We start from the raw sequence: 23,590 nt of genomic DNA on the forward strand, positions 1-23,590 counted from the left end.
ACCCCGCGGTACCGGTTCGACCACGACGGCCGGCGCATCGCCCGCCTGGCGATCACCGCCCGACTCCCGGCCGGTCCGACCGACGGGGAACGGCCGAGTCCGCGAGCGGGTCGACCTCCCCGGCCCGGTAGGAGTACTGCTCGTGGGTCGCGGCCGCGCCCATCCGCAGGAACATCGGCAGTGTCAGGTCCCGGAACCGGCTCGCCCACGCCGACGACGCCTTGCGGGTCCCGATCCGGCGCCCCATCGCCACGACCGTGCGCACCCGCTCCCGTCGCGTGGTCGCGAAGGCGGTCAGCGCGGCGGCCGGGTCCGGGGCGTCGCGCAGTGCGCGGGCGAGGATCACCGCGTCCTCCAGGGCCAGGCTCGCCCCCTGCCCGACGCTGGGGTCGGCCGCATGTGCCGCGTCCCCGATCACGACGACGCGGGCGGTGTGCCACGTGGCGAGGTCGGGCAGGTCGTGGATCGGCCAGGTCCCGATCGCACCGGTCGCCGACTCCAGCACCCGGCGCACTGGGGCAGGATCGGCGGCGTGCAGCAGACGAACGCGGGCCAGCCGGGCGGCCGGGTCCGCCGCCTCGGGGGACCCGCGGTCCGGCTCGGGCCCCGGCATGTTGCTGAACCAGTAGGCCGTCCCGCTGCGGACCACGAACCCGAAGAACGCCCGGTGCCCGAAGTACATCTGCTGCATCGGCGTGTCGGGCAGCTCGACCGGCGCCCAGCCACCGCAGTCGACGATCCCGGAGTAGGCCGGCGCGGGCGCGGCGGGCCACACCGAGGTGCGGACGGCGGACCGGATCCCGTCCGCGCCGACCAGCACGTCGCCGGTGACCTCGCGGCCGTCGGCGAGCAGGGCGGTCACCCCGTCCGGGGTCTCGCGCACGGCCTCGACCGGCGCTCCGAACTCGACGGGGATCCCCGCGTCCGCCACGGCGGAGAGCAGCTGTTCGTGCAGCAGACCGCGCCGGAGGAGGTGGCTCGTCTCCCCGTACCGCGCCCGGTCACCGCTCCCGTCCAGCCGGGCGATGCGCCGCCCGCCGGCGTTGTGGAACTCGATGCCCGACACCGCCTCCCCGCCGGCCGCCGGGACGACGCCCTGCAGCCCCAGCGCGGCGAGCGCCAGCATCCCGTTCGGGGCGACGGTCAGGAACGCCCCCGCCTCCGGCGACGGAGCGTCGCGGGCCTCCAGCACCCGGCTGTCGATGCCCGCCCGGCGCAGCCCCAACGCCAGCGCGCACCCGGCGATCCCGCCGCCACAGATCACGACCCGCACGGCTCCCCCTAGATAGTTAGTTCGATCGAAGGAAATATATGAGCGGAGAGTCAACCGCGTCAACCGAGCAGGACGACATGAGCACCGACGGCACCGCCGCACCGCCGGCGAGCAGCGACGACGACCGCCACGACGTCGTCGAGCGCCTGTCCCTGGCCGGACGACGCCAGAGCACCGCGATGGTGTTGTTCCACCACAACCTCGCCGCCCGCCTCGGACTGAGCGCGACCGACGAGAAGGTCCTCGAGCTGATCACCCGGCACGGATCGCTCACGCCGAAGGAGCTCGCAGCCCGGACCGGACTCGCCCCGGCCTCGATCAGTGCGGTGCTCGACCGGCTGGAGAGCAGGTCGCTCCTGCGGCGGGAGCGCAACGCCGACGACCGGCGCAGCTTCCGCGTCGTCCCCGATCCCGAGCACGTCCGCGCCGTCGGCGCGCTGTTCACCGAGCTGCTGACCGAGCTGGATCAGCTCTACGCGCGGTACTCCACCGAGGACCTGCGCACGGTGCTCGGGTTCGTCGAGGCCGCGACCGGGATCCAGGAACGCGCGGCCCGCAACCTCGGCGAGGAGCGATACTCGAACCGTCCGGGGCGATGAGGCACCGTCACGGGCATGGCGTTCCTCCAGCTGACCGCGATCGTCGTCGACGACTACGACGAGGCCATCGCCTTCTTCACCGGCCCCCTCGGGTTCGACCTGGTGGAGGACTCCCCGGCCCGCACCGACGACGGCCGGCCCAAGCGATGGGTCGTCGTCCGTCCACCGGGTGCCGAGACGGGGATCCTGCTCGCCCGGGCCGACGGGGAGCGCCAGGTCGCGGCGATCGGGAACCAGCACGCCGGGCGGGTCGGCTTCTTCCTCCGGGACGACGACTTCGACGGCCGGTACCGACACATGCGGGCGTCCGGGGTCGAGTTCCTGACCGAGCCCCGGACGGAGCCCTACGGACGCGTCGTCGTGCTCCGTGACGTCGCCGGTAACCGCTGGGACCTGCTCGGCCCGGCGGATCCGGCCTGAACGATGACGACAACGGGCGGGCGACGTTCACGTCGCGCGTTCATCGGCATCGCGCCGGGCGCCACGGAGCGGTGAGAAGGCGATCACCGCCGCGGCGACCGAGACGACCACCACCGCGAGCCACAACGTCGGCTGCAAACCGATCCGGTCGCCCAGCACCCCGCCGGCCAGAGCCCCGACGACGGCCATGGTGCGGTTGACCGAACGCATGGTCGCGTTCATCCGGCCCTGCATCCCCGCCGGGGTGACGGCTTGGCGGCAGCCGAGCTTGTTCGGGTCCTCCAGGCCGAGTCCGAACCCGTAGGCGGCCTGGGCCGCTGCGACCAGAAGGACGGACCAGACCCCGCCGTCGGGGACGAGAGCGACCGACGAGCATGGTCGTCCCCTCGCCCAGCCGGCGGCCTGCCCGGGGAGCGAGCAGCGCACCGACGAATCCGCCACAACCGGCCATGGCCAGGACGACGCCGTAGACCCACGGTGACAACCCCAGATCCCGAAGGGCCAGCGGAGTGAACACGGTCAGGGCCGCGGCGTTCGCGATGAACCAGATGTGGGTCGAGATGGCGGGCGGGGCCAGCGTGCGGTGCCGGTACGTCCAGCTCAGGCCCTCCCCGATCGCACGCCGGATGCTCGGCCGCACTGACGAGCGGGGAGGCTCCTCGGTGACCCGGACCGAGGCGATCAACGCCGCGGAGAGGAAGCAGGCGAGCGCGTCGACCAGAACGGCGAGGGGCGCACCGACCCAGCCGACGAGGCCGCCACCGGCCGCGGGGCGGAGGTCTGGGCCACCGTCGCCGACTGTCCGAGCCGGGCGTTGGCGTCGACCAGCGACCGGCGCGGGACGAGTGACGGCAGCAGCGATTGGGTGGCTGCCATCCCGAACACCGACAGCACCCCGACGGCGAACAGCACGGCGGCGAACCCTCGGAGCGACAGGGCATCGAACCACCAGAGCGCCGGGATGACGAGCAGCAGAACGCCACGACCCAGGTTCGCCACGACCAGAACCGGCTTGCGGCGCCAACGGTCGACGAGCGCACCGGCCAGCAGGCCGACGAGCAGGTACGGGAGGAACTGGACGGCGTTGATCACTCCCACCTCGGTGGCCGAGGCGTCCAGCACCATGACCAGCAGGATCTGGATCGCGACGATCGTCACCGGGGAGCCGAAGGCACCTACCGTGCTCGCCGTCCAGAACCGGGCGAACGCGGGGACCCGCAGGACCTCGCCGCCGCCCACGGAACGAGCCTACGAGGTGTACCGGATGCGGGCGCCCGATCTGCGAGGACCGGCATCGCCCACCGGTCGGGGGCCGGGAGTCAGACCTCGCCGGCCCCCGTCTCCAGCACCCGGCGCCACTGCTCCGCGACGACGGGGGCGAGCCGCCGCGTGTCCACGGCGTCGGGGTCGAGCAGGACCTGCAACGCGATGCCCCGCAACTGCCCCAGTAGTGCCACGGCGACCTCGTCCGGATCGACGTCGGAGCGGACGGAACCCGACTCGACGCCGGCCTCGACATCGGAGCGCAGGTCGGCACGGAACCTGTGGTCGCGTTCCCGGAAGGTCTCCGACAGCTCGGGGTCGGTGACCGCCTCGGCCCACAGCAACAGGAAAGCCCGGTTCATCGGGCCGAGATCACCCAGGGCACCGACGTAGCCGCGCACCAGCAGCAGCAACCGCTCCAGCCCGGGCGCGGTGTCGGCGAGGCCCGGGACGAAACCGCTCTGCGTCGCCCGGGCCAGCGCGTCGAGCAACGCCCGCTTCGAGCCGAAGTGATGGGTGACGATGCCCCGGCTGTAGCCGGCCCGCTCGCCGACCCGGGCCAGGGTCAGCGCCCGCACCCCCGACTCGACGACCAGATCCGCGGCGGCGGTGAGCAGCGCCGATCCGGTGTACTCCCGTCGCTCCTGCTGCGTGCGCCGCCCGGCCCGCTCCCCCACTGGCATGGGCGGATCCTAAGCGGATCGATACTTGCGTGTCACTACACAAGTATGTGAGAGTTCGGGGACCCCACGACGAGGAGATGGCCGTGATCGAGATCGAGGACCGGGAACTGGACGTGCTGCTGGCGCAGGACCCCGGCGGGCCGGTGGTGATGCTCAACCTGCTCCGGTTCCGGCCCGACGGAGGACGCGAGAGCTACCAGCGTTACGTCGAGCACCTCAACACCGGCATCAACGAGCGGTACGGACTGCAGGTCGACTACCTCGGCGAGGGCCAGCGTGCGCTCGTGGCCGAGGACGGGCAGGCGCGGGACGCGGTCGTGCTGGTCCGCTACCCCAGCCGGCAGGCGTTCGCAGACATGGTCCGCGACCCCGACTACCGCGCCGGGGCGCACCTGCGCAGTGCCGCGCTGATCGAGTCCGTCCTGCAGCCGACCACACCGATCCGGCCGTGACCCGGACGCCGGCCGTGTTCGTCCACGGCAATCCCGAGACCGCCGCGATCTGGGCGCCGCTGCTGCGCGAGCTCGACCGCGACGACGTGACGTGCCTGTCCCCGCCCGGCTTCGGCGCCCCGCTGCCCGACGACTTCGGTGCGACCGTCACCGACTACCGGGACTGGCTGATCGGCGAGCTCGAGGCGTTCGACGAGCCGGTCGACCTCGTCGGGCACGACTGGGGCGGCGGGCACGTCGTCGGGGTCGCCATGACCCGGCCGGACCTGCTCCGCAGCTGGGTCAGCGACGCGGTCGGACTCTTCGACCCCGACTACGTCTGGCACGATCTCGCGCGGGAATGGCAGACGCCCGGTCGCGGCGAGACCGCGGTCGCCGACCGCTTCGGCGCACCGCTGAGCGAGCGGGTCGAATCCCTGGTCGGGCGTGGCATCAGCCGACCGGTCGCCGAGCAGGTCGCGGCCGGGCAGGACGAGGCGATGGGACGCGCGGTCCTCACGCTCTACCGCTCCGCCGTCCAGCCCGCGATGGCCCGGCTCGGTGAGCACCTGCACCGCGCCGCCGAGCGCCCCGGCCTGGCCGTCATCGCCACCGCCGACCACGTCGGCGGTGGCGAAACCCTGCGACAGCGATCCGCGACGAGGGCCGGCGCCGCGACCGCCGTGCTCCCCGGGCTGGGTCACTGGTGGATGGACCAGGACCCGCAGCTCGGAGCCCGGACGCTGGCGACATTCTGGAACTCGCCGGGGTCCTGACCGCAGCCGCTCCCGGCGCGGTCACCCGACGGTCAGCACGATCTTGCCCTGGATGTGGCCGCGGGCGGCCCGCTCGTGCGCCGCGCGGGCGTCGTGCAGCGGGAACGTGCTGTCGATCGCCACCCGCAGCGTGCCGCGCTCGACCAGGCGTCCGATCTCGGCGAGCCGGGCGCCGTTCGAGCGGACCTGGGTGGAGGTGACCGTGACGCCCAGCCGCGCGTTCTCCTCGTCGTCGAACTCGCCGAAGTACACCGGGTAGAGGGAGCCGCCGCGCTTGAGGGTGCGCAGGAACCGCCTGCTCCCGGGTCCCCCGAGCCGGTCCTGGTCGGCCCCGTTCACCGACGTCGACCGGATCACGCGCCGGTCCCGGATACCGCGTCGTCACCCCCGGCCGGGCGGGATGAGCGCCTTGAGTGCGGGAACTTCTCGGCGGTGATCAGCGTAGGCTGCGTCGTCAGGTGCGCCTCCGGGGGCGTCGGCACGACGCGGGCGGGCGGCACGGGGGCACCGCTCCAACCGGGACTGGTCACGTTTGCAGCCGACGGGCCCGGCCAGCCTGCCGACCTCCTCCACGAACTTCGCGGCCTGCTCGGCTGGCACGACGGTGATGAAGTCGTCGTGGGAGCCCCACACCGGGTGATCGCCGCCAAGCGTGACCGGGCGCAGCTCGTCGACCTCTCCCGCGCCGGGATGGACGGGGTGATCCTCGGCTTCCTCATCCGGAGGCGAGCGTGGCCTGAACAATGACCGGGACGGCAACGGCCACCGTTCCCACGTTCATCCGGTGCGCAGCCAGCGCGCGGACCCGACGGCACCCACGGCGAGCATCACCACGACCACCCCGCACAGCGCCGACGCCACCGGCGCCAGGCCCCACACGTCGACCGCGGCCCCGGCCAGCAGGCTCGCGACGGCGGCCGCGAGGTAGCAGTACAGGTAGACCGCGGCGAGAGTACCGGCGTGCGCGCCCGCCGGGCTCCGGGCGAGCAGCACCCGCATCGCACCGGCGAACGCGACACCGAACCCGGCCCCGGCCACGACCGCGGCGGCGAGGTACGCGGCGAAGCTCCCGATGGCGATCGCCCCGACGAACCCGGCCGCGCCCGTTGCCAGCACGGCGGCCCCGCCGGTCAGTGCGCGGGCGGCGGGCAGCCGGGCGGCCGCGAGCCCCGCCGCCGGGCCGGCGAGATGATATACGGCGACGGCCATCGCACCGCTGAACAGGTCGTCGCGGCCCAGCACGAAGGCGGCCAGCGATGGCGCCAGCGCCTGGGTGAACCCGCCGAGGACATAGGTCGCCGCGACGACGAGGCACACCATCGGGAACACCCCGCGCGCGGCCGCGGGCACCCGGACCTCCGGCCGCAGCGAGCGCAGCGCACCGGGGCGCCGGGCCGCCGTCTCCGGCAGCAGGGCGAGCGCCCCGGCGGCCACGACCAGCAGTCCCGCCGCGGTGACGAACGACCAGACGGGCGCGCCGTCCGGTGCGAGCTGCACCGCGGCTCCGGAGGCGAGCGCCCCGAGCGCGATGCCGCCCGGCGGCGCGCCGCTGGTGATCGCCCCGGCCAGCCCGGGGCGCGCCGGGGGCGCCAGATCGACGACGTAGGCGCCGAGCGCGCCGAGCGCGAGCCCCACCGACGCGCCCTGGATCGCCCGCCCGACGATCAGCGGCAGCGCCGAGTCCACGGTCGTGAGGACCAGGCAGGCCACCGCGCCGATGATCAGCGCGGGCACCGCAACCCGACGCCTGCCCACGTGGTCGGACAGGCTGCCGCAGCACAGCAGGGCGATCAGCAGCGGCACGATGTAGACGGCGAACGCACCGGTGAGCGCGACCGTCGAGATGCCGTACGCCTGCTGGTAGACGACGTAGAGCGGCGCCGGCACCCCGGCGACGCCGCAGACCACCACGAAGGCCAGCGACGCCGTCGCGAATGCTGTCGGGCGGGATCGGGACCGGAACACCGGGCCTCAGGCCGCCGGGACGGCGGAAGAAGGAGCATCGGGGATCACGGATCCGAGGCTAGTGCCTCGTCAGGAAACGTTGGGGGCGTAACCGGCCAGCTTGATCGACTGGGCCGGCGAGCGCGAGGCTGTCGCTGGAGGTGGGCGATGGCTCGACAGCCTGAGGTGTTCGTCCGGGAGTTGGACCCGGCCGACGCGGAGCGTCTGGTGAAGATCACCAGGACTGCGCGGGACCGGGTCCGACTGCGCCGGGCGGGGATCGTGCTGGCCTCGGTGCAGGGCCGCAGCGCCACCGAGGCGGCGGCGATGTTCGCCGCCACGGCCCAGTACGCGCGGGAGGTGATCCACGCGTTCAACGAGAAGGGGTTCGCCGGGCTGGACCCAAAATGGAGCGGGGGCCGACCCCGTAGGTTCGGCCCCGATGCCCGCGAGCTGATCTGCCGGGTCGCCCGCACCCCGCCGCAGGACCTCAAGTTGCCGTTCACCACGTGGAGCCTGACCAAGCTGGTCGCCCACCTGCGCGAGCGGCATCGGATCGTGGGGAGCACCGAGACCGTGCGTCAGGTCCTGCGCGATGCCGGTGTGCGCTGGCAGGCCACCAAGACCTGGAAGACCAGTCGGGACCCGGAGTTCACCGTGAAGATGAACCGGATCCTGGAGCTCTATGACCAGGCCGCAGCCGGGCAGATCCCCGACGGTGGGCGCGTTATCTGCGTCGATGAGTTCGGGCCGCTGAACCTGCAGCCCCGACCAGGGCGGGGATGGTTCCCCAGCGGGCGACCAGCGCGGCTGCGCGCGACCTACAACCGCGTCGGCGGGGTGCGGCACGTGTTCGGGGCACTGGATCTGGCCTCGGGCCAGATGTTCTACCGGTTCCGGGACCCGAAGCGCTGGCAGGAGTTCCTCGCCTTCCTCAAGCAGCTGCGTGCCCGGTTCCCGACCGGACGGCTGCATGTCGTGTGCGACAACTTCTCCCCGCACCGCAAGGCTCAGGTCGCCGACTGGTGCGCCGGCCACGACGTCGAGTTGGTGTTCACCCCGACCAACGCCTCGTGGTTGAACTGGATCGAGTGCGAGTTCACGGCGCTGCGCTACTTCACCCTCGACGGCAGCGACTACCCCTCCCACACCGCCCAAGAAGCCTCGATCGCCGGCTACATCCGGTGGGCCAACAGACACGCGACCCCGAAACGGCACTTCGCCCCCGAGTCCAAGATCCGCAGACCGGATTACCTACCGAACGTTGCCTGACGAGGCACTAGCGAACGCACCACTGTCAAGGTGAGGTTTACAACGTGACCGAGAAATTGACAGAGGCGGCGCGGGTGCTGCGAAGCCGTACCGATGCCCTTCTCGCGGCACGTGTCCTGACGCAGGAGCGGGACTGGGCCGGCTCGATCGAGCAGGCCCTGCACGTCCGTTCGGCCGCCGACGACGTCGTGCGAGTCGTCGTGCAGCAGGCCCGAGAGGGCGGCGCCACGTGGCAGGTCGTCGGCGATGCGCTCGGTGTGAGCAGGCAGGCAGCGTTCCAGCGCTACGGAAAGCCCATCGACCCCAGAACAGGAAACCCCATGAACACCACGCCGCTCCCCGCTGCCGCCGACCTGGCGACGTCGACGATCGAGGATCTGGTGGCCGGGCGCTGGTCACGGGTGACCGCAGAGTTCGATCCGGCCATGCGCGACGGCCTGTCGGAGGATTCACTCGCCGCCGCATGGGCGCAGATCATCGGCCTGTCCGGGGCCTTCGAGGAACACGGAGCACCGGACGTCACCCGCGCCGGGGACGTGACGATCACCAACACCCGGCTCTCGATGGAAGCGGGCGAGTACACCGCCCGAATCACCTACCGCGACGACCGGAGCATCGCCGGGTTGTTCCTTCTCCCGGAGGGTGCGGCGTGACCTCGACACAGACCGGCGGGCAGCCCCTGTCGGACAGCGGCCGCAGCGCCCGGCTCGGCCCGACCGATCTGAGATCGATCGCCGTGTTCCTCGTACTGGCGTTCGGCCTCGCCTGGCTCGTCACGCTCCCGCTCTGGCTCGGCGACGGACTCACCGATCCCGCGTTCCTGCCCCTGGCCACGGTCATGATGACGACCCCGGCGATCGCCGCCCTGGTCGTGCTGTTCGTCGTGGAGCGGCCGGCGCACAAGTGGCAGTCGCTCGGCTTGTGGCCGCTGCGACCCCTGCGACGGCTCTGCGGCTACATCGCGACCGGCATCGCCGTGTCCATGGCACTCGTACTCGTCGCGCTGCCGATCGGGGCACTGCTCGGGGTCTACCCGGCCGACTTCACCCACTTCTCCACCTTCCGGCAGGCCCTGGAGTCCCAACTCGGACCCGACCTGGTGCCCGCATCGGTCGGCCCGCTCATCACCGCGCAGCTCGCCCTGGTCCCGGTGGCGGCATTGATCGGCGTGCTCCCGGCGCTGGGCGAGGAGATCGGGTGGCGGGGGTGGCTGCTGCCGAAGCTGATGCCGCTCGGTGCAGTTCCGGCGATCCTGGTCTCCGGCGTCATCTGGGGCACCTGGCATGCCCCGGTCGTCCTGCTCGGATACAACTATTCCGACGCGCCCGGCTGGCTGGGCGTGGCCTCGATGGTCGGTATGTGCACTGTGGTGGGCGCGGTCTTCGGCTGGCTGCGGCTCCGTTCGGGCTCGGTGTGGCCCGCAGCCCTCGCGCACTCCGCGTTCAACGCGACGGGCGCATCGTTCCTCCTGTTCGCCCAGGCCGGAGTTCCCATCGACACCACCCGGGCGACCATCCTCGGCTGGAGCGGCTGGATCGTGCCGCTGGCACTGGTCGCCCTGCTCGTCGCCACCGGACGGTTCGCCGCCCCGGCACGCCCCGATGACCGCGACCGGACGAGCCACCACGGGTGAGTGACGGGATCAGCGCCCCAGAGGGCGACGCAGGCGCCGGTGGAGGAGGGCGAGGGCCGCCACGGCCAGCAGCAGGTGCAGGGCGACCTCCGTCCAGTGCATCGGCCAGCGCAGTTCCAGCGGCCGGACCGACACCCAGTTGCCGTCGATGCCCGCGGCGTTCAGGCAGGCCACGTCGTCCTGCATGCAGTTCGTCCCGAGTGGGCGCAGCCCGCCGCCGGTCAGCGTGTAGCCGCTGTCCAGCAGCTGGTCCCGGTCGGCGTCGACGGAGCCGCCGTGCGGCAGCGGGCCGGTGCGCAGCACCGGCGGGACGAGCACGTTCCGCAGGGCGGCCAGTGCCACCTCGGTCCCGACGACCGCGGCCAGCGTCAGCGCCGACGCGGCAGGCACCCGGCGCAGGAGGAGACCGAGCAGGGCGCCGACCGCGATCGCGGAGAGGGTACGGGCCATGGGCAGCAGGCCGGTCGAGGAGAACTCCTCCAGCGAGTACCACTGGCCCGATCCGTTGAACGGCGCCAGCGCCGCGGTCGCCGCCGTGACGGCGACCAGGGTCGCGCCGCCCACCAGGACCAGCGACGTCGTCGCCCAGCGGCGCCGGGAGACCCCCTGGCTCAGCAGGAGCACGTGGGTGCCGCGTTCCAGGTCCCCGGCGAGCAGCGGAGCCCCGACGAACGCTCCGGCCAGCGCCGGGGCGAGCGTCGTGAGTGCGGCCAGCACCTGCGAGGCGTCGGCCATCAGGATGCCGTCCAGGCCGACGGCGTCGTCGAGCCGTCCGGTCGCGGCGAGCACGGCCATCGCCACGCACGCGGCGACGGCGACGGCCGCGGTCGTGAGCAGCACGGTGCGGTTGTTGCGCCAGATCACCCAGGTCATCGGTCCTCCGCACGGTCGTCGGCGGTACGCAGGTAGGCCGTGATCACCTCGAGCAATCCGGGCGTGCTCGTCCGCCAGCCCGGCGTCGCGCCGATCGGCCCGCCCCGCACCAGGACGGTCTGGTTGCGCCCGTGCACCCGCTGTTCGACGACGGTGTGCCCGTCGGACCAGGCGGTGCTCCCGGCCGGGCCGTCGAGCAGCCGGTGCTCGGTGAGCAGGTCGTCGGTGTCGGAGTCGATCAGTACCCGACCGCGGTCCAGGAACAGCACCCGGTCGCAGCTGTTCTGCAGGTCCTCGATCTCGTGCGAGGCCAGCACCGCGGCGGCCCCGGTGTTCGCGACGTGCGCGGTGACAGCGGCCAGCACCCGGCGCCGGGTCAACGGATCGAGCCCGGCCAGCGGCTCGTCGAGCAGCAGCAGGTCCGGGGTGCTGCCGAGTACCAGCGCGACTGCGAGCATCGCCCGCTGCCCGCTCGACAACGCCTGCACCCGGCTGCCGTGCGGCAGGGCTCCGACGAGATCGGCCGCGCGGTCGTCGTCCCACCGGCCCGGGTTGAGCGCCCGGCCCAGTCGCAGCGTCTCGTGCACGGTGAACGACGCGGGCAGCGGCCGGGCCTGGTCGAGGTAGCCGACGGCCGGATGCGGACCACCGGCGGGCACCGGCGCCCCGAGCACCTCGGCGGTGCCCTCCGACGGCACGTCGAGCCCGGCCAGCAGGCCGAGCAGCGTCGACTTGCCCGCGCCCGGCGCGCCGGTCAGCGCGACGACGGAGCCGGGCTCGACGGTCAGCGCACAGTCACGCAACGCCCGGGTCCGGCCGTGCCGGCGGCCGAGCCCGGAGGTGCGCACCGCGACGATCTCTGCGGTGGTCATGCTTCTCCTCGGTCGTAGTGCCGGTCGAGGATGGCGCGCACGAGCGCGTCGATCTCCTCCCGGCTCAGCCCGGCCGCGACGGCGCGAGCGGCCCAGTCCTCCAGCTCGGCCCGCAACGGCGAGCTCGCGGCCGGGCCCGCGGCGACCGCGTCCGAGCGGATGAACGTCCCGACCCCCCGTTTCGCCTCGACCAGCCCGTCCCGCTCCAGCTCCCGGTAGGCCTTGAGCACGGTGTTCGGGTTGATCGCGGTTGCCTCGACGACCTCACGGGCCGTCGGCAGCCGGTCCCCGGCCCGCAGGGTGCCCAGCAGCAGCGCTTCCTTCGTCTGCCGAACGATCTGGACGTACGCGGCCACCCCGGAGCGCCGGTCGATCCGGTACTCGATCACCGCTGTCCCCCTCCGGACGGTGTGGTGTCACATCATGCGGGCCGGGTCCCGGTCCCCCACCGGCACCCGGCCCGCCGGCCGGTCCGCGCGCTCCCCGGATCCCCTCGTCCCGGGGAGCGCCGACCGTGGCTCAGGCGATGATCCCGCAGCTCAGACGCGGGTCCTCCGCTGCGGGGCGTACCTCGCAGAAGCTGTGCAGGCGTGGGTTGTACAGCGGGTACTCGCCGATGTACTGCCCGTTCTCGGAGATGACGAGCCGGGTGTAGCCGCCCTCATCGGTCGGGATGTCGATCTGCCCTCCGGCCGGGACCGAGAACGTGGGGCCCTCGCCGTGCACGTTCAGCGCGGTCGCCTCGACCGGGCCGTACAGCGAGGTCACGGTCATCGGCGTCGGGTCGGTGGTGGCCGGCGGGTCCGCCAGCGCGGTGCCGGCGCCGCCCCCGGCGAGCGCCAGCGTGAGCAGTCCGGTGACCAGGAATCGTGCCGTCATGTCTCCCCCTCGTGCTACGTTCCTTCTTGCTTTAACTAGTTAACTACTGAAAGCCGTGAAGTGCAACCCTCGAACGCAGGACGACGCCGGCGCGCAGGCCGGACCGCACCCGATCCCGGAGGCACAGGCGCGGTGCGGGGTGTGGCGCATGCGGATCGTGACGGCCTGGTGTGCGTGGCCGTGGCGGCCGCTCGCCGGTCTGGAGCGGGCCCGGCCGGGGCTCGTCGACGCCCCACCGCCTGACCTCTGGTCGCGCCGGGGGTGTTGCTGCTCGTCGCCGCCCCGTGACCGCCACCGGCTGGACCGGCGCTCGGCGACGCTCACCTGCACCGTGCTCCGCGCCTGCGAGCGGCCATCCGCTCGGCGTACGCCTGCCATGACGGCTTCGCGGTGCTTCCGGCAGCCGGCCTCGCGCGCGACACGTCCACCGCACGTGTCGCCAGCGGGGCACCGCAGACCACGGACCCCAACGGCGCCGACATGCTTCCCAGCCCAGCCCAGCCCAGCACACCGGTCCGGTTCGCGAGCCCCGCAGGGCGTTCCCGTTCCCGCGCTCGGCTCGGGCCAACATCTCGCGCATGACCTCACGCGCGATGACGTTGTTCGCGATGGCCTCGGGAGCTGCCGCCTCCGCCGCGAGCAGGTTCAACGTCGCCTCGGCGTCCCGTCGACGCTGAGCCCGCGCCCACGCGAGATCGAGGCCGACCTGGGATCACCGACGGGTTCCGCCCGATCCGGCCCCCCACCGGACACCACGATCACATGCTTCGACCGGCTGAACTCACCCGACTACGGTCGAGAACGACCGAACGTCTAAACCGGACACCTGCCCGAGAGTGGCTGTTCGGAAGGAGCGACCCCGTGGCCCTTCAGACCATTGCCTTCGAGCTGGTGGCGCCGAACGTCGAACTCGGTCGGCAGCCCGCCGTCGAGGAGGCGGGCAAGGTGCTGGAGTACTCGGCAGCGTGTGGCATGCAGGAACGGATCGGGCACATTCTGATCCCCGGCATGATCGAGGAGGACGACGACCGTCCGGTCGCGATGAAGCCGAAGATGGATGCCCTCGACTTCTGGTCGACGATCTCGCCCGAGCTTCCGAACGTCCGTGGCCTGTGCACCCAGGTGACCTCGTTCATGGCCGAGCCGCAGCTGACCCAGCGGCTGAGTGCGCTGCGTGGCGCAGGCATGGACGGCATCGTCTTCGTGGGTGTCCCACGGACGATGAACGACGGCGACGGATCGGGAACAGCCCCCGTCGACGCGCTGGCCACCTACCCAGATCTGGTCCCCGAACGCGGCGTGGTCGTCATTCCGACCCGCGATGGCGAGGTCGGAAGGTTGAACTTCAAGTGCGACCGGGGCGCGACCTTCGGCCTCACCCAGCTGCTCTACTCCGACTGGATCGTCACGTTCCTCCGCGACTTCGCCGCACAGAGCCCGCATCGGCCGGAGTTGCTGTTGTCCTTCGGCTTCGTGCCCCGGGCCGAGAACCGGGTCAACCTGATCAACTGGCTGATTCAGGACCCCCGCAATCCGCTGGTCTCCGCGGAGCAGGACTTCGTGACCAAGCTCGCCGGCGGGGAGCCTGCCGAGAAACGCGCGATGCTGCTCGAACTCTACAAGCGAGTCATCGACGGAGTGCTCGAACTCGGATTTCCGGTCAGCCTGCATTTCGAAGCCCCGTACGGTGCCAGCGCACCTGCATTCGAGACCTTCGCCGCAATGCTCGACCACTGGGCTCCGGACGCCGTGTGACGTCGGAAATCATCAAGGAACAGAGAGGACTCCCCGACGAGCACCTCAGCGACACCGAGGTGATCCGCACGGGACAGGCCGTCCCGTGGCGCCCACGAGACACGTCCCACGCCGGGGGGGCGGCGAGCCGGTCTCAGCCTGAATCCACCGATAGTTCGGGGTGGTTCGGCGTGGTGACGGGAAGAGGGTGCTCCTGAGCAGGACGATTGCGGTTCTCACACCAAGCAACGTTCTGGACAAGGGAGCACCCTCTTGGTGCAAGCATCCCACGCGCTCGACCGGATCCAGGTCAGCGCCGACGACGAGTCGTTGATCAACGATGCCGGGCTGCTGCTGCCGGCCACGTTGGGGCAGCGACTCGGCCTGCCAGGCCTGCTCGACAGCCGGGTCACCGCCGGCGCGAACGCGGGGGACAAGTGCCTGAGCGTGATCCACTCGGCGTTGGCCGGTGGGGACTGCATCGACGACGTGAACGCGCTGCGTGCCGGCGCCACCGAGACAGTGCTCGGCCATCGAGCGGTCGCGGCGTCGACGGTGGGTACGTTCCTGCGGTCGATGAGCTGGGGACACGCCCGCCAACTCGACGCCGTCGCCCGAGCTGTCCTGGCCCGTGCCGCCGGGCTCGGGGCGGTCGAGACGACCCCACCCGACGACGCTGCGGTGGTGGTCGATATCGACGCGACCCTGGTCGAGACCTACGGCTTGGACAAGTCCGGGGCCCGGCAGGTGATGCGCACCGGTCGCCGCGGCTACCACCCGCTGCTCGCGGTGATGGCCGGGACCGGTGACGTGCTGCACGCCCGGCTGCGTCGGGGCCGCACCAACGACTCCAGCGGGGCCGGGTCGTTCCTGGCCGAAACGCTGTCCCGGGTCCGGGCCGCGGGCGCAGGCGGGCCGGTGGTGGTGCGCGCCGACACCGGGTTTTACCTCGCCGACGTGCTCACCGCATGTCGTCGTCACCGGGCGGGGTTCTCCGTCGGCGCCCGCATGATCGGCCGCATGCGCGCCACGATCGCCGCGATCGACGAGTCGCAGTGGACCCCGGTGCCCTACTTCGAGCCCGGCGCCGCGGTCACCGAACTCGGCTGGCGCGTGTTCGACCGCGACCACCGCCGCCGCGACGGGCTCCCCGGGCGACACCGCGGCGCCGGGGTCTGGGTCCGGCTGATCGTGCGCCGCACCCCGACCCCACCGGCGATCCGGGACCGCCGCGCCGCCGCCGGACAGCTGGAGCTGTTTCCCGGCTACGACTACCACCCGTTCATCACCGACCAGTCCGGCGACCCCGTCGAGCTCGACCGGTTCCACCGCGCCCACGCCGAGGTCGAACTGGCCATCCGCGACCTCAAACACGGCCTCGCGCTGAGTCACCTGCCCTCGAAACGGTTCGGCGCGAACCAGGCCTGGCTGGTCCTGCAGACCCTGGCCCACAACCTGGGCCGCTGGAGCGCCCGTCTGGCCGGGCTCGCCGCCACACCCCGCCAGACGATCAAGACCCTGCGCCGGCGCTACCTGCGCGTCGCCGCCCGGCTGAGCTCTCACGCCCGCCGCCACCAGCTACGACTACCCGCCCACTGGCCCTGGGTCCACGCCTTCATCGCAGGCCTACACCGACTTCGCGCCCTGCCAGGACCAGCCGGCTGACCTCCGTCACCGACCCTGACCAGCCACGACCCGAGGACCCGGAAACCCCCACTCCAGGCACCCTCATGCCCACACCCGGAATCGAAGATCAACAACTAGGCGAAGATCAATCCGAAGCAGAACCGGTGGATTCAGGCTCAGTGGGCGACGTTGACGTGCGCACGGCGATGATCGTGCCGCTCGATGAGGTCGAGGACCCCGATCGCGTAGTCCGTGTCGGAGATGGCCCCACCGTCCTCGGGCTGTACGGCGACGTCGTCCCCCAGCCGGTAGGTACCCAGATGTTCACCGGGGGCGAAGGAACCGAAGCCCATCGCGGGGCTGACGAACACCCAGTCCAGCGTGTCCGGAGTCGCGGGGAGGTCCTCGATGATGAGCGCCGCCCCGGCGAGGATCTCGTCGTGGATCGCGGCGGGCACGTGGCTGAGGTCCTCCACGAAGCGCGGAGCCCCGGCGGCCGGACGCAGCGAGGAGTAACCGCCGACGACGAACAGCCGGGCTCCCTCGACGTCGGCCAGACCCGCGATCATGCGGTTGACCTCACGAAACGGGCCCGCCAGAGGCCCGCGGGGCGCAAGCGCGGCCACGACGACATCGGCGCCGCGAACTGCCGACTCCAGCGCCGCCTGGTCGGTGGCATCTCCTTCGACGTGGTCGACGCCTGCGACGGGGGCGCCGGGACGCGTACGGCTGAACGAGGTGACGGCGTGGCCGCGGGCGGCGGCCTCCGCGACGATGGCCGATCCGGCGTAGCCGGTACCCCCGATGACGACGATGCGAGACATGACTGCCTTTCGTTGCTGGTCTCAGGTGCCTGCGGTCCTCGGCGACCCGGCGTCAACCGAGGCACACCGCGGCCGGGTTTGCTCAGCTCGAGGGACGACTACGACTGCGTGGCCGTTCGACGGCATCTCCGTGTGATGCTTCCCCGACGTGCGGTAGTTACTTCTTGTTCGTAACCCAACCTTCTGTCACTCTCGGGCACATCGCAAGGAGGCACTTTCATGTCAGCAGGGCACATCGAGACGACCCCATCCCTCGGGCTGGACGACGAGTGCCCGGTTCGTGAGGTCCTCGACAGGGTCGGGGACAAGTGGAGCGTCCTGGTGATCGTTCTGCTCGGGCAACGGACGCACCGCTTCAACGAGATGCACCGTGCGATCCAGGGCATCAGCCAGCGGATGCTGACCCGCACCGTGCGTGCCCTGGAACGCGACGGGCTGCTCGAACGCACCGTCCACGCCAGCGTCCCGCCCCGGGTCGACTACGAACTCACCGAACTGGGCCGGACACTGCTCGTTCCGCTCAATGCACTCAGCACGTGGGCCACCAGCCACCGAAGCGAGATCCTTGCGGCCCGCGAGAAGCACGACCGCCGATAGTGCCGGGACCCCGCCCACGCTCACGGCGGACGGCCGAGGCGCGGTCCTCGACGTTCCCTCGGCTCTCTCCGCCTTCTCATGATCATCGATCGCGAGATCCGCATCATCGACGCCGACACCGGCGAACTCCTGCGCGAGCTCGTCCTCGGCCCGCCGCAAGGACCGCGACACCGGCAGCTACCGACGCCTCTCGGCCGACCGGCGTGAGGCCAACGCCACGCACGCCCGCCGCCCCGGCGACCTCGTCGCCGCAGTTCAGAGCCTCATGATCGCCAAGACTCGATCAGGTCGGCAGAGGCTCTGCCCGCCGGTCCGTTGAGCAGAGAGGTCGGTGCACGACCAGCCGTGCCGATGCGGGGAGCCTCCGTCGTGCGCCCGTCGCCCGGTTCCAGGACCAGCGCGGTCTCGCAGATGCGCCCCACGACGTCGAGGCCACCCGACGGACCGCGAGGTCCGTCGGCGAGACTGGGGCCCGCCAGTACCCGCCTTCCCGACCTGGAGCCTCCGATGCCGCAAGGGACCGTCCGTTGGTTCGATACCGAACGGGGTTTCGGTTTCCTCGCGCCCGAGGACGACTCGCCCGACGTGTTCGTGCACGCCTCCGAGATCGTCGGGGGCGGCAGCGCGCCCGTGCTCCGCGAGGGCCAGGTCGTCGAGTTCGAGATCGGCGAGAACGACCGCGGTCCCCAGGCGCTGCGGGTGCGCGTCACGGCCGAGGTGGCCGACAGCGCCGTGGGTCTGCTCGGCACCGTCAACTGGTACGAGCCGGGCAAGGGGTACGGCTTCGCGTCGCCGGACGACGGCGGCGCCGACATCTTCGTGCACAGCTCCGCCATCGTGACCGGCGGCGTGGTCACCGAGGGGCAGCGGGTGGCCTTCCTGATCGTCGAGGGTGAGCGTGGCCCGCAGGCCGGGCACGTGATCCCGCTGGGAGCCGACGCCGGCCTACCCACTGCGGACGGCTCGGACGGCCCGGACAGCGCCGACGGCACGGTGGCCTGGTACGACGAGGACAAGGGCTTCGGCTTCATCAACCCCGACTCCGGGGACGGGGACATCTTCGTCCACGCCCGGGCCCTGGCCGAGGGGCTGACGTGGCTCACGGAGGGCGACCGCGTCGCCTACGAGGTGGCCAGCGCGGAGAAGGGCCCGCAGGCCCGCGACGTGCACCTCGTCCGGGGCGCCGAGCCCCGGACGGCGCCGCAGCGGTCGGCACCTGCCCCGGCCGCACGGTCGGCGTCGCGGGACGTTCCCGCACGGGGTGGCGAGGGCGTCGTCGCGCGCTACGACGGCGACCGCGGCTTCGGGTTCATCACCCCGGACGCAGGCGGCGAGGATCTCTTCGCCCACGTGTCGGTGGTCATGGGGTCGGAGCCGCTGCAGAAGGGTGACCGGGTTCGGTACGCGGTGCGTCAGAGCGACCGGGGCCCGCAGGCCGACCGCATCGAGCGCCTCTGACGAGGAGGCCCCGCCGACGGTCGGTCACGTCCGCGAAGCAGCGTCCAGGAGTGCGACCACCTGGTCATCGAGTACGTCGTCTCCCATGTCGCCGGCTTCCGCCGCACGCGTCGTGATGCGATCCAGGACCGCGGCGGTTTCGAGCACGCGGGGATCGTCGGCGGTCCAGTCGAGTTCGGTGCCAACAAGGTCTTAGAGGCTCAGCCGCCAGGCCGAGACCGACGCCCCAGAGAGGAAGTGCAGCGCCTGACCCCGGGAGGGCGAATAGCACTGGGCCGGTCGCGGTGAGCAGGGACCAAACGACGTCGAGGATGCGGCTCGAGGAAGAAGGACTCCATGGCGCATGTCCGTCGGCGATCGGGCCCGAAACTCCGGGCGACCTGAGCGATCGACTGGTCGCCCTGGCGATCGACCGCGATCACGTCGCGACGGAACTCGGTCGGGAACGGCTTGGGCACGATGTCGACCCTTCCAACGAGGAGCGCGGCCTCACAGGTCAGGAGTCAACTGAAGTCTGGGCAGTCCCTTACCTACCGAACGTTGCCTGACGGGGCACTAGCCTCGCCCGACCTGCCAACGTTGCGACGTCGACTTGAGCTGAGGTTCCCCCGCTTGCTCGGAGATCGACGATCATGGCCGAAGGGCCGTGTAAGGAGTCTCCGTGGCAGCACCGAAGAAGTACCCCGACGAGCTGCGTGAGCGCGCGGTGCGTCTCTACCGGGAGTCCGACCCCAAGCCGGTGATCCGGCGGCTGGCCGAGCAGCTGGGCGTGCACCACGAAGCGCTGCGGAACTGGATCCGCCAGGCCGAGGCCGACCACGGCGAACGCCACGACCGCCCGACCACCGCCGAGTCCGAGGAACTGCGCCGGCTGCGCAAGGAGAACACCGAACTGCGCCGGGCCAACGAGATCCTCAAGGCGGCGAGCTTGGACTCAACCGGTCAGCGCAACACCCCACAGGTAGTTGATCATGATAGGGGTGGGCGATGGCACGCTTGGGCAGGCCGGGGATGTCCGATGAGGACCGCACTGATCTGTGGGTCCGCTGGGGGCGCGGGGAGTCGATCAGTGACATCGCTCGGGCGATCGAGCGGCCCCCGGGTTCAGTGTTCACGGTGCTCAAGTCGAGCGGGGGCTATGTTCCGCCGCCACGCCGGCGCCGACCGGGGACGCTGACTGCCGCCGAGCGCGAGGAGATCTCGCGCGGGCTGGGCCAGAACAAGTCGATGCGCGCGATCGCGGCCGAGATCGGCCGACCCGCCTCGACGGTGAGCCGCGAGATCGCCCGCAACAAGGGCCGGCGCAAGTACCGGGCGGTCGACGCCGAGGATCGTGCCTGGCGCCGGGCACGGCGCCCGAAGGTGTGCCTGCTCGCGCGGCGTCCGCTGCTGCGCGGGTTCGTCGCTGACAGACTCGGCGAGGACTGGTCGCCCGAGCAGATCGCCGGGCACCTGGCCAAGCACTTCGAGCCGGGCTCAGGGATGCGGGTGTCGCACGAGACGATCTACAAGTCGCTGTTCGTGCAGACCCGCGGCGTACTGGCCAAGACCCTGCAGAAGCACTTGCGGTCGGGGCGGCCGATCCGGCGCAACGTGCACAACACCACCACCGGGCAGTGGCGCTCGCAGATCACCGACGCGGTCTCGATCCGCGAGCGCCCCGCCGAGGTCGCCGATCGGGCGGTGCCCGGGCACTGGGAGGGCGACCTGCTGCTCGGGCGCGGCACGACCCAGATCGCCACCGTGGTCGAGCGCACCACCCGGTTCACCGTGCTCGTCGCCCTGCAGGGACGCGACATGGACACCGTCACCTGGGCGCTGTCGCAGCAGATGTGCCGGCTGCCCGAGCAGTTGCGCCGCTCGCTGACCTGGGACCGCGGGATGGAACTGGCCCGACACAAGATCGTCACTGCGCGGACCGGGCTGGAGGTCTACTTCGCCGACCCGGCCAGCCCCTGGCAGCGCGGCACGAACGAGAACACCAACCGGCTGCTCCGGCAGTACTTCCCGAAGGGCACCAGCCTCGGCGACGTCACCCAGGCCCAGCTCGACGAGATTGCCCACCGACTCAACACGCGCCCCCGTAAGACCCTCGACTTCGACACCCCGGCTGATAGATTCGAAGCACTGTTGCGCTGACGGGTTGAGTCCAAGAGCGCTTTTTTCGCCCAGGAGATGGACCCGACAAGGAAGAAGTGGTGAAAGCCGTCGAGGCACTGAAGGACCGGTTCGGGATCGCTCCGATCCTGAAAGTTCTCGGTGTCGCTGCGTCGACCTACTACGGCTGGCTCGCTCAACAGCGTGACCCGTCGCAGCGGCGCCGCGCCGACGCCGAGCTACTCGAACAGATCCGCGAGATCCACGACCGCTCCGGGGCGACCTATGGCGTTCCGCGAGTGCACGCGACCCTGCGCCGCCGCGGACGCCATGTCTCCCGCAAGCGGGTCGAGCGGCTGATGCGCGAGCACGGGCTGCAGGGCACGTTCCTACGCAAGCGCTGGCGTGTCGCCTCGACCAGGCCGAACCCGCGCCACACCCCGGCTCCGGACCTGGTCAACCGCGACTTCACCGCCGCGGCGCCCGACCGGCTGTGGGCCGCCGACGCCACCCGCATCCCGTGCGGGGAGGGCGTGTTCTGGCTGGCCGCGGTCCGCGACGCCTTCTCCAACCGCATCGTCGGGTGGCGCTGCTCGGACCGCTGCGACACCGACCTCATCCTCGGCGCGCTGGAGTACGCGGTCTGGACCCGCAACGTCGCAAGCGGACAGATAATCCATCACTCGGATCGCGGCTCGAACTATACGTCTCTGCGATTCGGGCAGCGCTTGGAAGACCACGGGATTCTCGCGTCGATGGGGTCGGTCGGCGATTCTTACGATAACGCGCTCATGGAGAACTTCTTCTCCACACTCAAGACCGAGCTCATCTACCGGAAATCCTGGCGGAGCCGTGAGGAGGCCGAGAACGAGCTGTTCGCCTACATCGACGGGTGGTACAACACCGAACGCATCCAGGCCCGACTCGGGTGGCTCTCGCCTGATGAGTACGAGACCACCTGGCGCGACCAGGAGCGCATCATGGACGATCAACCCGCATCACCCGCCGACGAGGCCGACCCGGCCCCGGTCAGCTAACCAGCACTCCGAGCCGGCGGGGGAACCTCAGGTCCGGAGGGGCGCCCGCGACCAGGCCGTGCCATGCGTAGTCGGACCATGAGCTGGGGGAACTGGGTGGTGTCGTTGATGTTGCCGGCCGTCAAGGTAAGCACCAGTGGGCGGCAGCGGCCATCGATCAGGGCGTGAACCTTCGTGGTCAGCCCGCCCCGGGACCGGCCGATCGCACGATCTGCGGGCTCGACCACTGACGGGCTCGATCGTTGATCACCGCGAGATTTGTTGTGATTCGACCGAGCCCCCTGTGTCCGGGCCGGTCAGCGCGGCGGTGTCCGGGGCCAGACCCGGCGCGGTCGCAGCGTTGCCGCCGTAGCGGCGCGCCGCGGCGCCGTGCTGGTGCACCCGCACCATCGAGGAGTCCGCGGCCACCACCCAGTCCAACTCGCCGCGGGCATCGGCACGGGCCTGGACCGCGGCCAGCACCTGGGCCCAGGTGCCGTCCCGGCTCCAACGGTTGAGCCGCTCGTAGGCGGTCTGCCACGGCCCGAACCGCTCGACCGGGACCTCCCGCCACGCCACCCCCGTCCGGTATTTCCAAGCGATGGCCTCGATCACCTGCCGATGATCACGCCACCGCCCGCCACGACGTGGTGTCCGATCAGGCAGCAACGGCTCCAGCACCGCCCAGGCCTCGTCGGAGATCGCTTGTCGACCACTCACCATCAACATCATGACCGACACCGCTGATCAAGATCCGGCAGACAATCCCTAGGGGCCGGCCTGAGTGACGACGACAGGCGACTCCGCTCTGCGTTGACGTGAGCTGTCAACCCGCGCCGGACGGCTCGACCGCGTCACCGAGACCTCTGCCGTTCAGCGCTGACGCGGTACCCGAAGCCGGTCCGGGGTCACGTCTGGGCCGATCACCTCGGTCGGAAGGGCACCGCGTCGGGGTCGGCGACGACCTCGACGTCGTCGCCCAGAGGCCATTCGGCCACACGGGCAGCGAGTGCCGCGGGCACGGCCCGCGACGGTCCTGGCCCGGCCGGGACACAGTAGGTGGCGTGAGCGGTGTGCGGGAGGACAACGCCGTAGCCGCGTGCCAGGGCGCCGCGAGCGGCGGCGACACACATCTCCGACATCACTCCGCAGATCGCCAGGCGCCGTACCCCGCGCTCGCGCAGGTGTCCGTCGAGTCGGGCGTGAGCGTGACGCGAGACACGGTTCGCGACGACAGCGAACCACAGGGGCGTCGACAGATCGCGGACATAGTCGAGCTTGACGGATCGAGGCCATGGCGTATCCTAAATTGAATTCAGT

General features: G+C 71.4%; 26 protein-coding genes and 2 pseudogenes. 14 read left to right on the top strand and 14 right to left on the bottom strand.

The window, feature by feature from the left end:
* Nucleotides 1–52: 52 nt before the first annotated feature.
* Nucleotides 53–1,273 (bottom strand): FAD-dependent oxidoreductase, encoded by a 1,221-nt coding sequence (locus Pdca_RS19210; protein WP_158092138.1) that lies wholly within the window; start codon nt 1,271–1,273, stop codon nt 53–55.
* A 38-nt stretch (nt 1,274–1,311) separates the two neighbouring features.
* On the opposite strand from Pdca_RS19210, the gene Pdca_RS19215 reads away from it, so the two are divergent.
* Both Pdca_RS19215 and Pdca_RS19220 read left to right on the top strand, forming a co-directional pair.
* The gene (locus tag Pdca_RS19215) at nt 1,312–1,872 is read left to right on the top strand and encodes a MarR family winged helix-turn-helix transcriptional regulator (protein ID WP_085912848.1); all 561 of its coding nucleotides are present in this window, start codon (nt 1,312–1,314) and stop codon (nt 1,870–1,872) included.
* 15 nt (nt 1,873–1,887) lie between these two features.
* Nucleotides 1,888–2,292: a VOC family protein gene (locus Pdca_RS19220; RefSeq protein ID WP_085912720.1), complete on the top strand. Its 405-nt coding sequence runs from the start codon at nt 1,888–1,890 to the stop codon at nt 2,290–2,292.
* A 40-nt stretch (nt 2,293–2,332) separates the two neighbouring features.
* Here Pdca_RS19220 and Pdca_RS38050 read toward each other — a convergent pair whose 3' ends face one another.
* From Pdca_RS38050 to Pdca_RS19230, 3 genes are all read right to left on the bottom strand, one after another.
* Complete coding sequence (locus Pdca_RS38050) at nt 2,333–3,013, bottom strand: MFS transporter (protein WP_373865549.1); 681 nt, start codon at nt 3,011–3,013, stop codon at nt 2,333–2,335.
* The gene (locus Pdca_RS36435; protein WP_197719772.1) at nt 2,974–3,531 is read right to left on the bottom strand and encodes an MFS transporter; all 558 of its coding nucleotides are present in this window, start codon (nt 3,529–3,531) and stop codon (nt 2,974–2,976) included. Before Pdca_RS36435 ends, Pdca_RS38050 begins: the two co-directional genes overlap by 40 nt.
* 80 nt (nt 3,532–3,611) lie before the next feature.
* Nucleotides 3,612–4,238 carry a TetR/AcrR family transcriptional regulator gene (locus Pdca_RS19230; protein WP_085912719.1) on the bottom strand — a complete coding sequence of 209 codons (627 nt, stop codon included), beginning with the start codon at nt 4,236–4,238 and terminating at the stop codon, nt 3,612–3,614.
* Between the two features lie 83 nt (nt 4,239–4,321).
* On the opposite strand from Pdca_RS19230, the gene Pdca_RS19235 reads away from it, so the two are divergent.
* Together Pdca_RS19235 and Pdca_RS19240 are read left to right on the top strand one after the other, a co-directional pair.
* Nucleotides 4,322–4,690, top strand: a complete 369-nt coding sequence (locus Pdca_RS19235; RefSeq protein ID WP_085912847.1) for a DUF1330 domain-containing protein — start codon at nt 4,322–4,324, stop codon at nt 4,688–4,690.
* Nucleotides 4,687–5,445 carry an alpha/beta fold hydrolase gene (locus tag Pdca_RS19240; RefSeq protein WP_085912718.1) on the top strand — a complete coding sequence of 253 codons (759 nt, stop codon included), beginning with the start codon at nt 4,687–4,689 and terminating at the stop codon, nt 5,443–5,445. The genes Pdca_RS19235 and Pdca_RS19240 overlap by 4 nt, the downstream gene beginning before the upstream one ends.
* Nucleotides 5,446–5,466: 21 nt before the next feature.
* On the opposite strand, the gene Pdca_RS19245 is transcribed toward Pdca_RS19240, so the two are convergent.
* The gene (locus tag Pdca_RS19245) at nt 5,467–5,802 is read right to left on the bottom strand and encodes a zinc-binding dehydrogenase (protein WP_232021052.1); all 336 of its coding nucleotides are present in this window, start codon (nt 5,800–5,802) and stop codon (nt 5,467–5,469) included.
* A gap of 420 nt (nt 5,803–6,222) precedes the next feature.
* Nucleotides 6,223–7,410 carry an MFS transporter gene (locus tag Pdca_RS19250; RefSeq protein ID WP_085912716.1) on the bottom strand — a complete coding sequence of 396 codons (1,188 nt, stop codon included), beginning with the start codon at nt 7,408–7,410 and terminating at the stop codon, nt 6,223–6,225.
* Nucleotides 7,411–7,557: 147 nt separating this feature from the next.
* Between Pdca_RS19250 and Pdca_RS19255 the strand changes: the two genes are divergently transcribed.
* From Pdca_RS19255 to Pdca_RS19265, 3 genes are read left to right on the top strand one after another with little or no spacing between them, the layout of a single operon-like run.
* A complete protein-coding gene (locus tag Pdca_RS19255) occupies nt 7,558–8,661 on the top strand; it encodes an IS630 family transposase (protein ID WP_125911472.1) in 1,104 nt (367 codons plus the stop codon).
* Nucleotides 8,662–8,705: 44 nt separating this feature from the next.
* Nucleotides 8,706–9,314, top strand: coding sequence for a DUF3887 domain-containing protein (locus Pdca_RS19260; RefSeq protein WP_197719773.1), 609 nt, complete (start codon nt 8,706–8,708; stop codon nt 9,312–9,314).
* Complete coding sequence (locus Pdca_RS19265; protein WP_197719774.1) at nt 9,311–10,294, top strand: CPBP family intramembrane glutamic endopeptidase; 984 nt, start codon at nt 9,311–9,313, stop codon at nt 10,292–10,294. The genes Pdca_RS19260 and Pdca_RS19265 overlap by 4 nt, the downstream gene beginning before the upstream one ends.
* A gap of 9 nt (nt 10,295–10,303) precedes the next feature.
* On the opposite strand, the gene Pdca_RS19270 is transcribed toward Pdca_RS19265, so the two are convergent.
* The 4 genes from Pdca_RS19270 to Pdca_RS19285 all read right to left on the bottom strand — a co-directional run bounded on the left by Pdca_RS19270 (nt 10,304) and on the right by Pdca_RS19285 (nt 12,918).
* Nucleotides 10,304–11,167 (bottom strand): hypothetical protein, encoded by an 864-nt coding sequence (locus Pdca_RS19270; protein WP_085916864.1) that lies wholly within the window; start codon nt 11,165–11,167, stop codon nt 10,304–10,306.
* Nucleotides 11,164–12,039: an ATP-binding cassette domain-containing protein gene (locus Pdca_RS19275; RefSeq protein WP_085916865.1), complete on the bottom strand. Its 876-nt coding sequence runs from the start codon at nt 12,037–12,039 to the stop codon at nt 11,164–11,166. Before Pdca_RS19275 ends, Pdca_RS19270 begins: the two co-directional genes overlap by 4 nt.
* Nucleotides 12,036–12,428, bottom strand: a complete 393-nt coding sequence (locus Pdca_RS19280; protein WP_085916866.1) for a GntR family transcriptional regulator — start codon at nt 12,426–12,428, stop codon at nt 12,036–12,038. The genes Pdca_RS19275 and Pdca_RS19280 overlap by 4 nt, the downstream gene beginning before the upstream one ends.
* A 130-nt stretch (nt 12,429–12,558) precedes the next feature.
* Nucleotides 12,559–12,918, bottom strand: coding sequence for a hypothetical protein (locus Pdca_RS19285; RefSeq protein ID WP_085916867.1), 360 nt, complete (start codon nt 12,916–12,918; stop codon nt 12,559–12,561).
* Nucleotides 12,919–13,779: 861 nt separating this feature from the next.
* On the opposite strand from Pdca_RS19285, the gene Pdca_RS19290 reads away from it, so the two are divergent.
* Both Pdca_RS19290 and Pdca_RS19295 read left to right on the top strand, forming a co-directional pair.
* Nucleotides 13,780–14,673, top strand: a complete 894-nt coding sequence (locus Pdca_RS19290; protein WP_085916868.1) for a mycobacterial-type methylenetetrahydrofolate reductase — start codon at nt 13,780–13,782, stop codon at nt 14,671–14,673.
* 255 nt (nt 14,674–14,928) lie between these two features.
* A complete protein-coding gene (locus Pdca_RS19295) occupies nt 14,929–16,317 on the top strand; it encodes an IS1380 family transposase (protein ID WP_125911460.1) in 1,389 nt (462 codons plus the stop codon).
* 137 nt (nt 16,318–16,454) lie between these two features.
* Here the strand turns inward: Pdca_RS19295 and Pdca_RS19300 are convergent, their stop codons facing one another.
* A complete protein-coding gene (locus Pdca_RS19300; RefSeq protein ID WP_085916900.1) occupies nt 16,455–17,102 on the bottom strand; it encodes an NAD(P)-dependent oxidoreductase in 648 nt (215 codons plus the stop codon).
* A gap of 219 nt (nt 17,103–17,321) precedes the next feature.
* On the opposite strand from Pdca_RS19300, the gene Pdca_RS19305 reads away from it, so the two are divergent.
* Together Pdca_RS19305 and Pdca_RS38055 are read left to right on the top strand one after the other, a co-directional pair.
* Nucleotides 17,322–17,699 (top strand): winged helix-turn-helix transcriptional regulator, encoded by a 378-nt coding sequence (locus Pdca_RS19305; protein WP_085916901.1) that lies wholly within the window; start codon nt 17,322–17,324, stop codon nt 17,697–17,699.
* Between the two features lie 507 nt (nt 17,700–18,206).
* A complete protein-coding gene (locus Pdca_RS38055) occupies nt 18,207–19,157 on the top strand; it encodes a cold-shock protein (protein ID WP_085916902.1) in 951 nt (316 codons plus the stop codon).
* Between the two features lie 24 nt (nt 19,158–19,181).
* On the opposite strand, the gene Pdca_RS37590 is transcribed toward Pdca_RS38055, so the two are convergent.
* Nucleotides 19,182–19,304 (bottom strand): hypothetical protein, encoded by a 123-nt coding sequence (locus Pdca_RS37590; RefSeq protein ID WP_269462801.1) that lies wholly within the window; start codon nt 19,302–19,304, stop codon nt 19,182–19,184.
* Between the two features lie 514 nt (nt 19,305–19,818).
* On the opposite strand from Pdca_RS37590, the pseudogene Pdca_RS38180 reads away from it, so the two are divergent.
* From Pdca_RS38180 to Pdca_RS19325, 3 genes and pseudogenes are all read left to right on the top strand, one after another.
* Nucleotides 19,819–20,031: pseudogene (locus tag Pdca_RS38180) on the top strand (transposase); the annotation flags it as partial.
* Nucleotides 20,032–20,144: 113 nt separating this feature from the next.
* Entirely contained in the window at nt 20,145–21,296 is a 1,152-nt protein-coding gene (locus Pdca_RS19320; RefSeq protein ID WP_125911214.1) for an IS30 family transposase, read from the top strand.
* Nucleotides 21,297–21,355: 59 nt separating this feature from the next.
* Nucleotides 21,356–22,291: an IS3 family transposase gene (locus Pdca_RS19325; protein WP_085915148.1), complete on the top strand. Its 936-nt coding sequence runs from the start codon at nt 21,356–21,358 to the stop codon at nt 22,289–22,291.
* Nucleotides 22,292–22,329: 38 nt separating this feature from the next.
* On the opposite strand, the pseudogene Pdca_RS19330 reads toward Pdca_RS19325, so the two are convergent.
* Nucleotides 22,330–23,002, bottom strand: a pseudogene (locus Pdca_RS19330) (IS5 family transposase); the annotation flags it as partial.
* 191 nt (nt 23,003–23,193) lie between these two features.
* Complete coding sequence (locus tag Pdca_RS19335) at nt 23,194–23,529, bottom strand: isochorismatase family protein (protein ID WP_085915090.1); 336 nt, start codon at nt 23,527–23,529, stop codon at nt 23,194–23,196.
* Nucleotides 23,530–23,590 lie beyond the last annotated feature (61 nt).

Source organism: Pseudonocardia autotrophica, from assembly GCF_003945385.1.
Classification (GTDB): domain Bacteria; phylum Actinomycetota; class Actinomycetes; order Mycobacteriales; family Pseudonocardiaceae; genus Pseudonocardia; species Pseudonocardia autotrophica.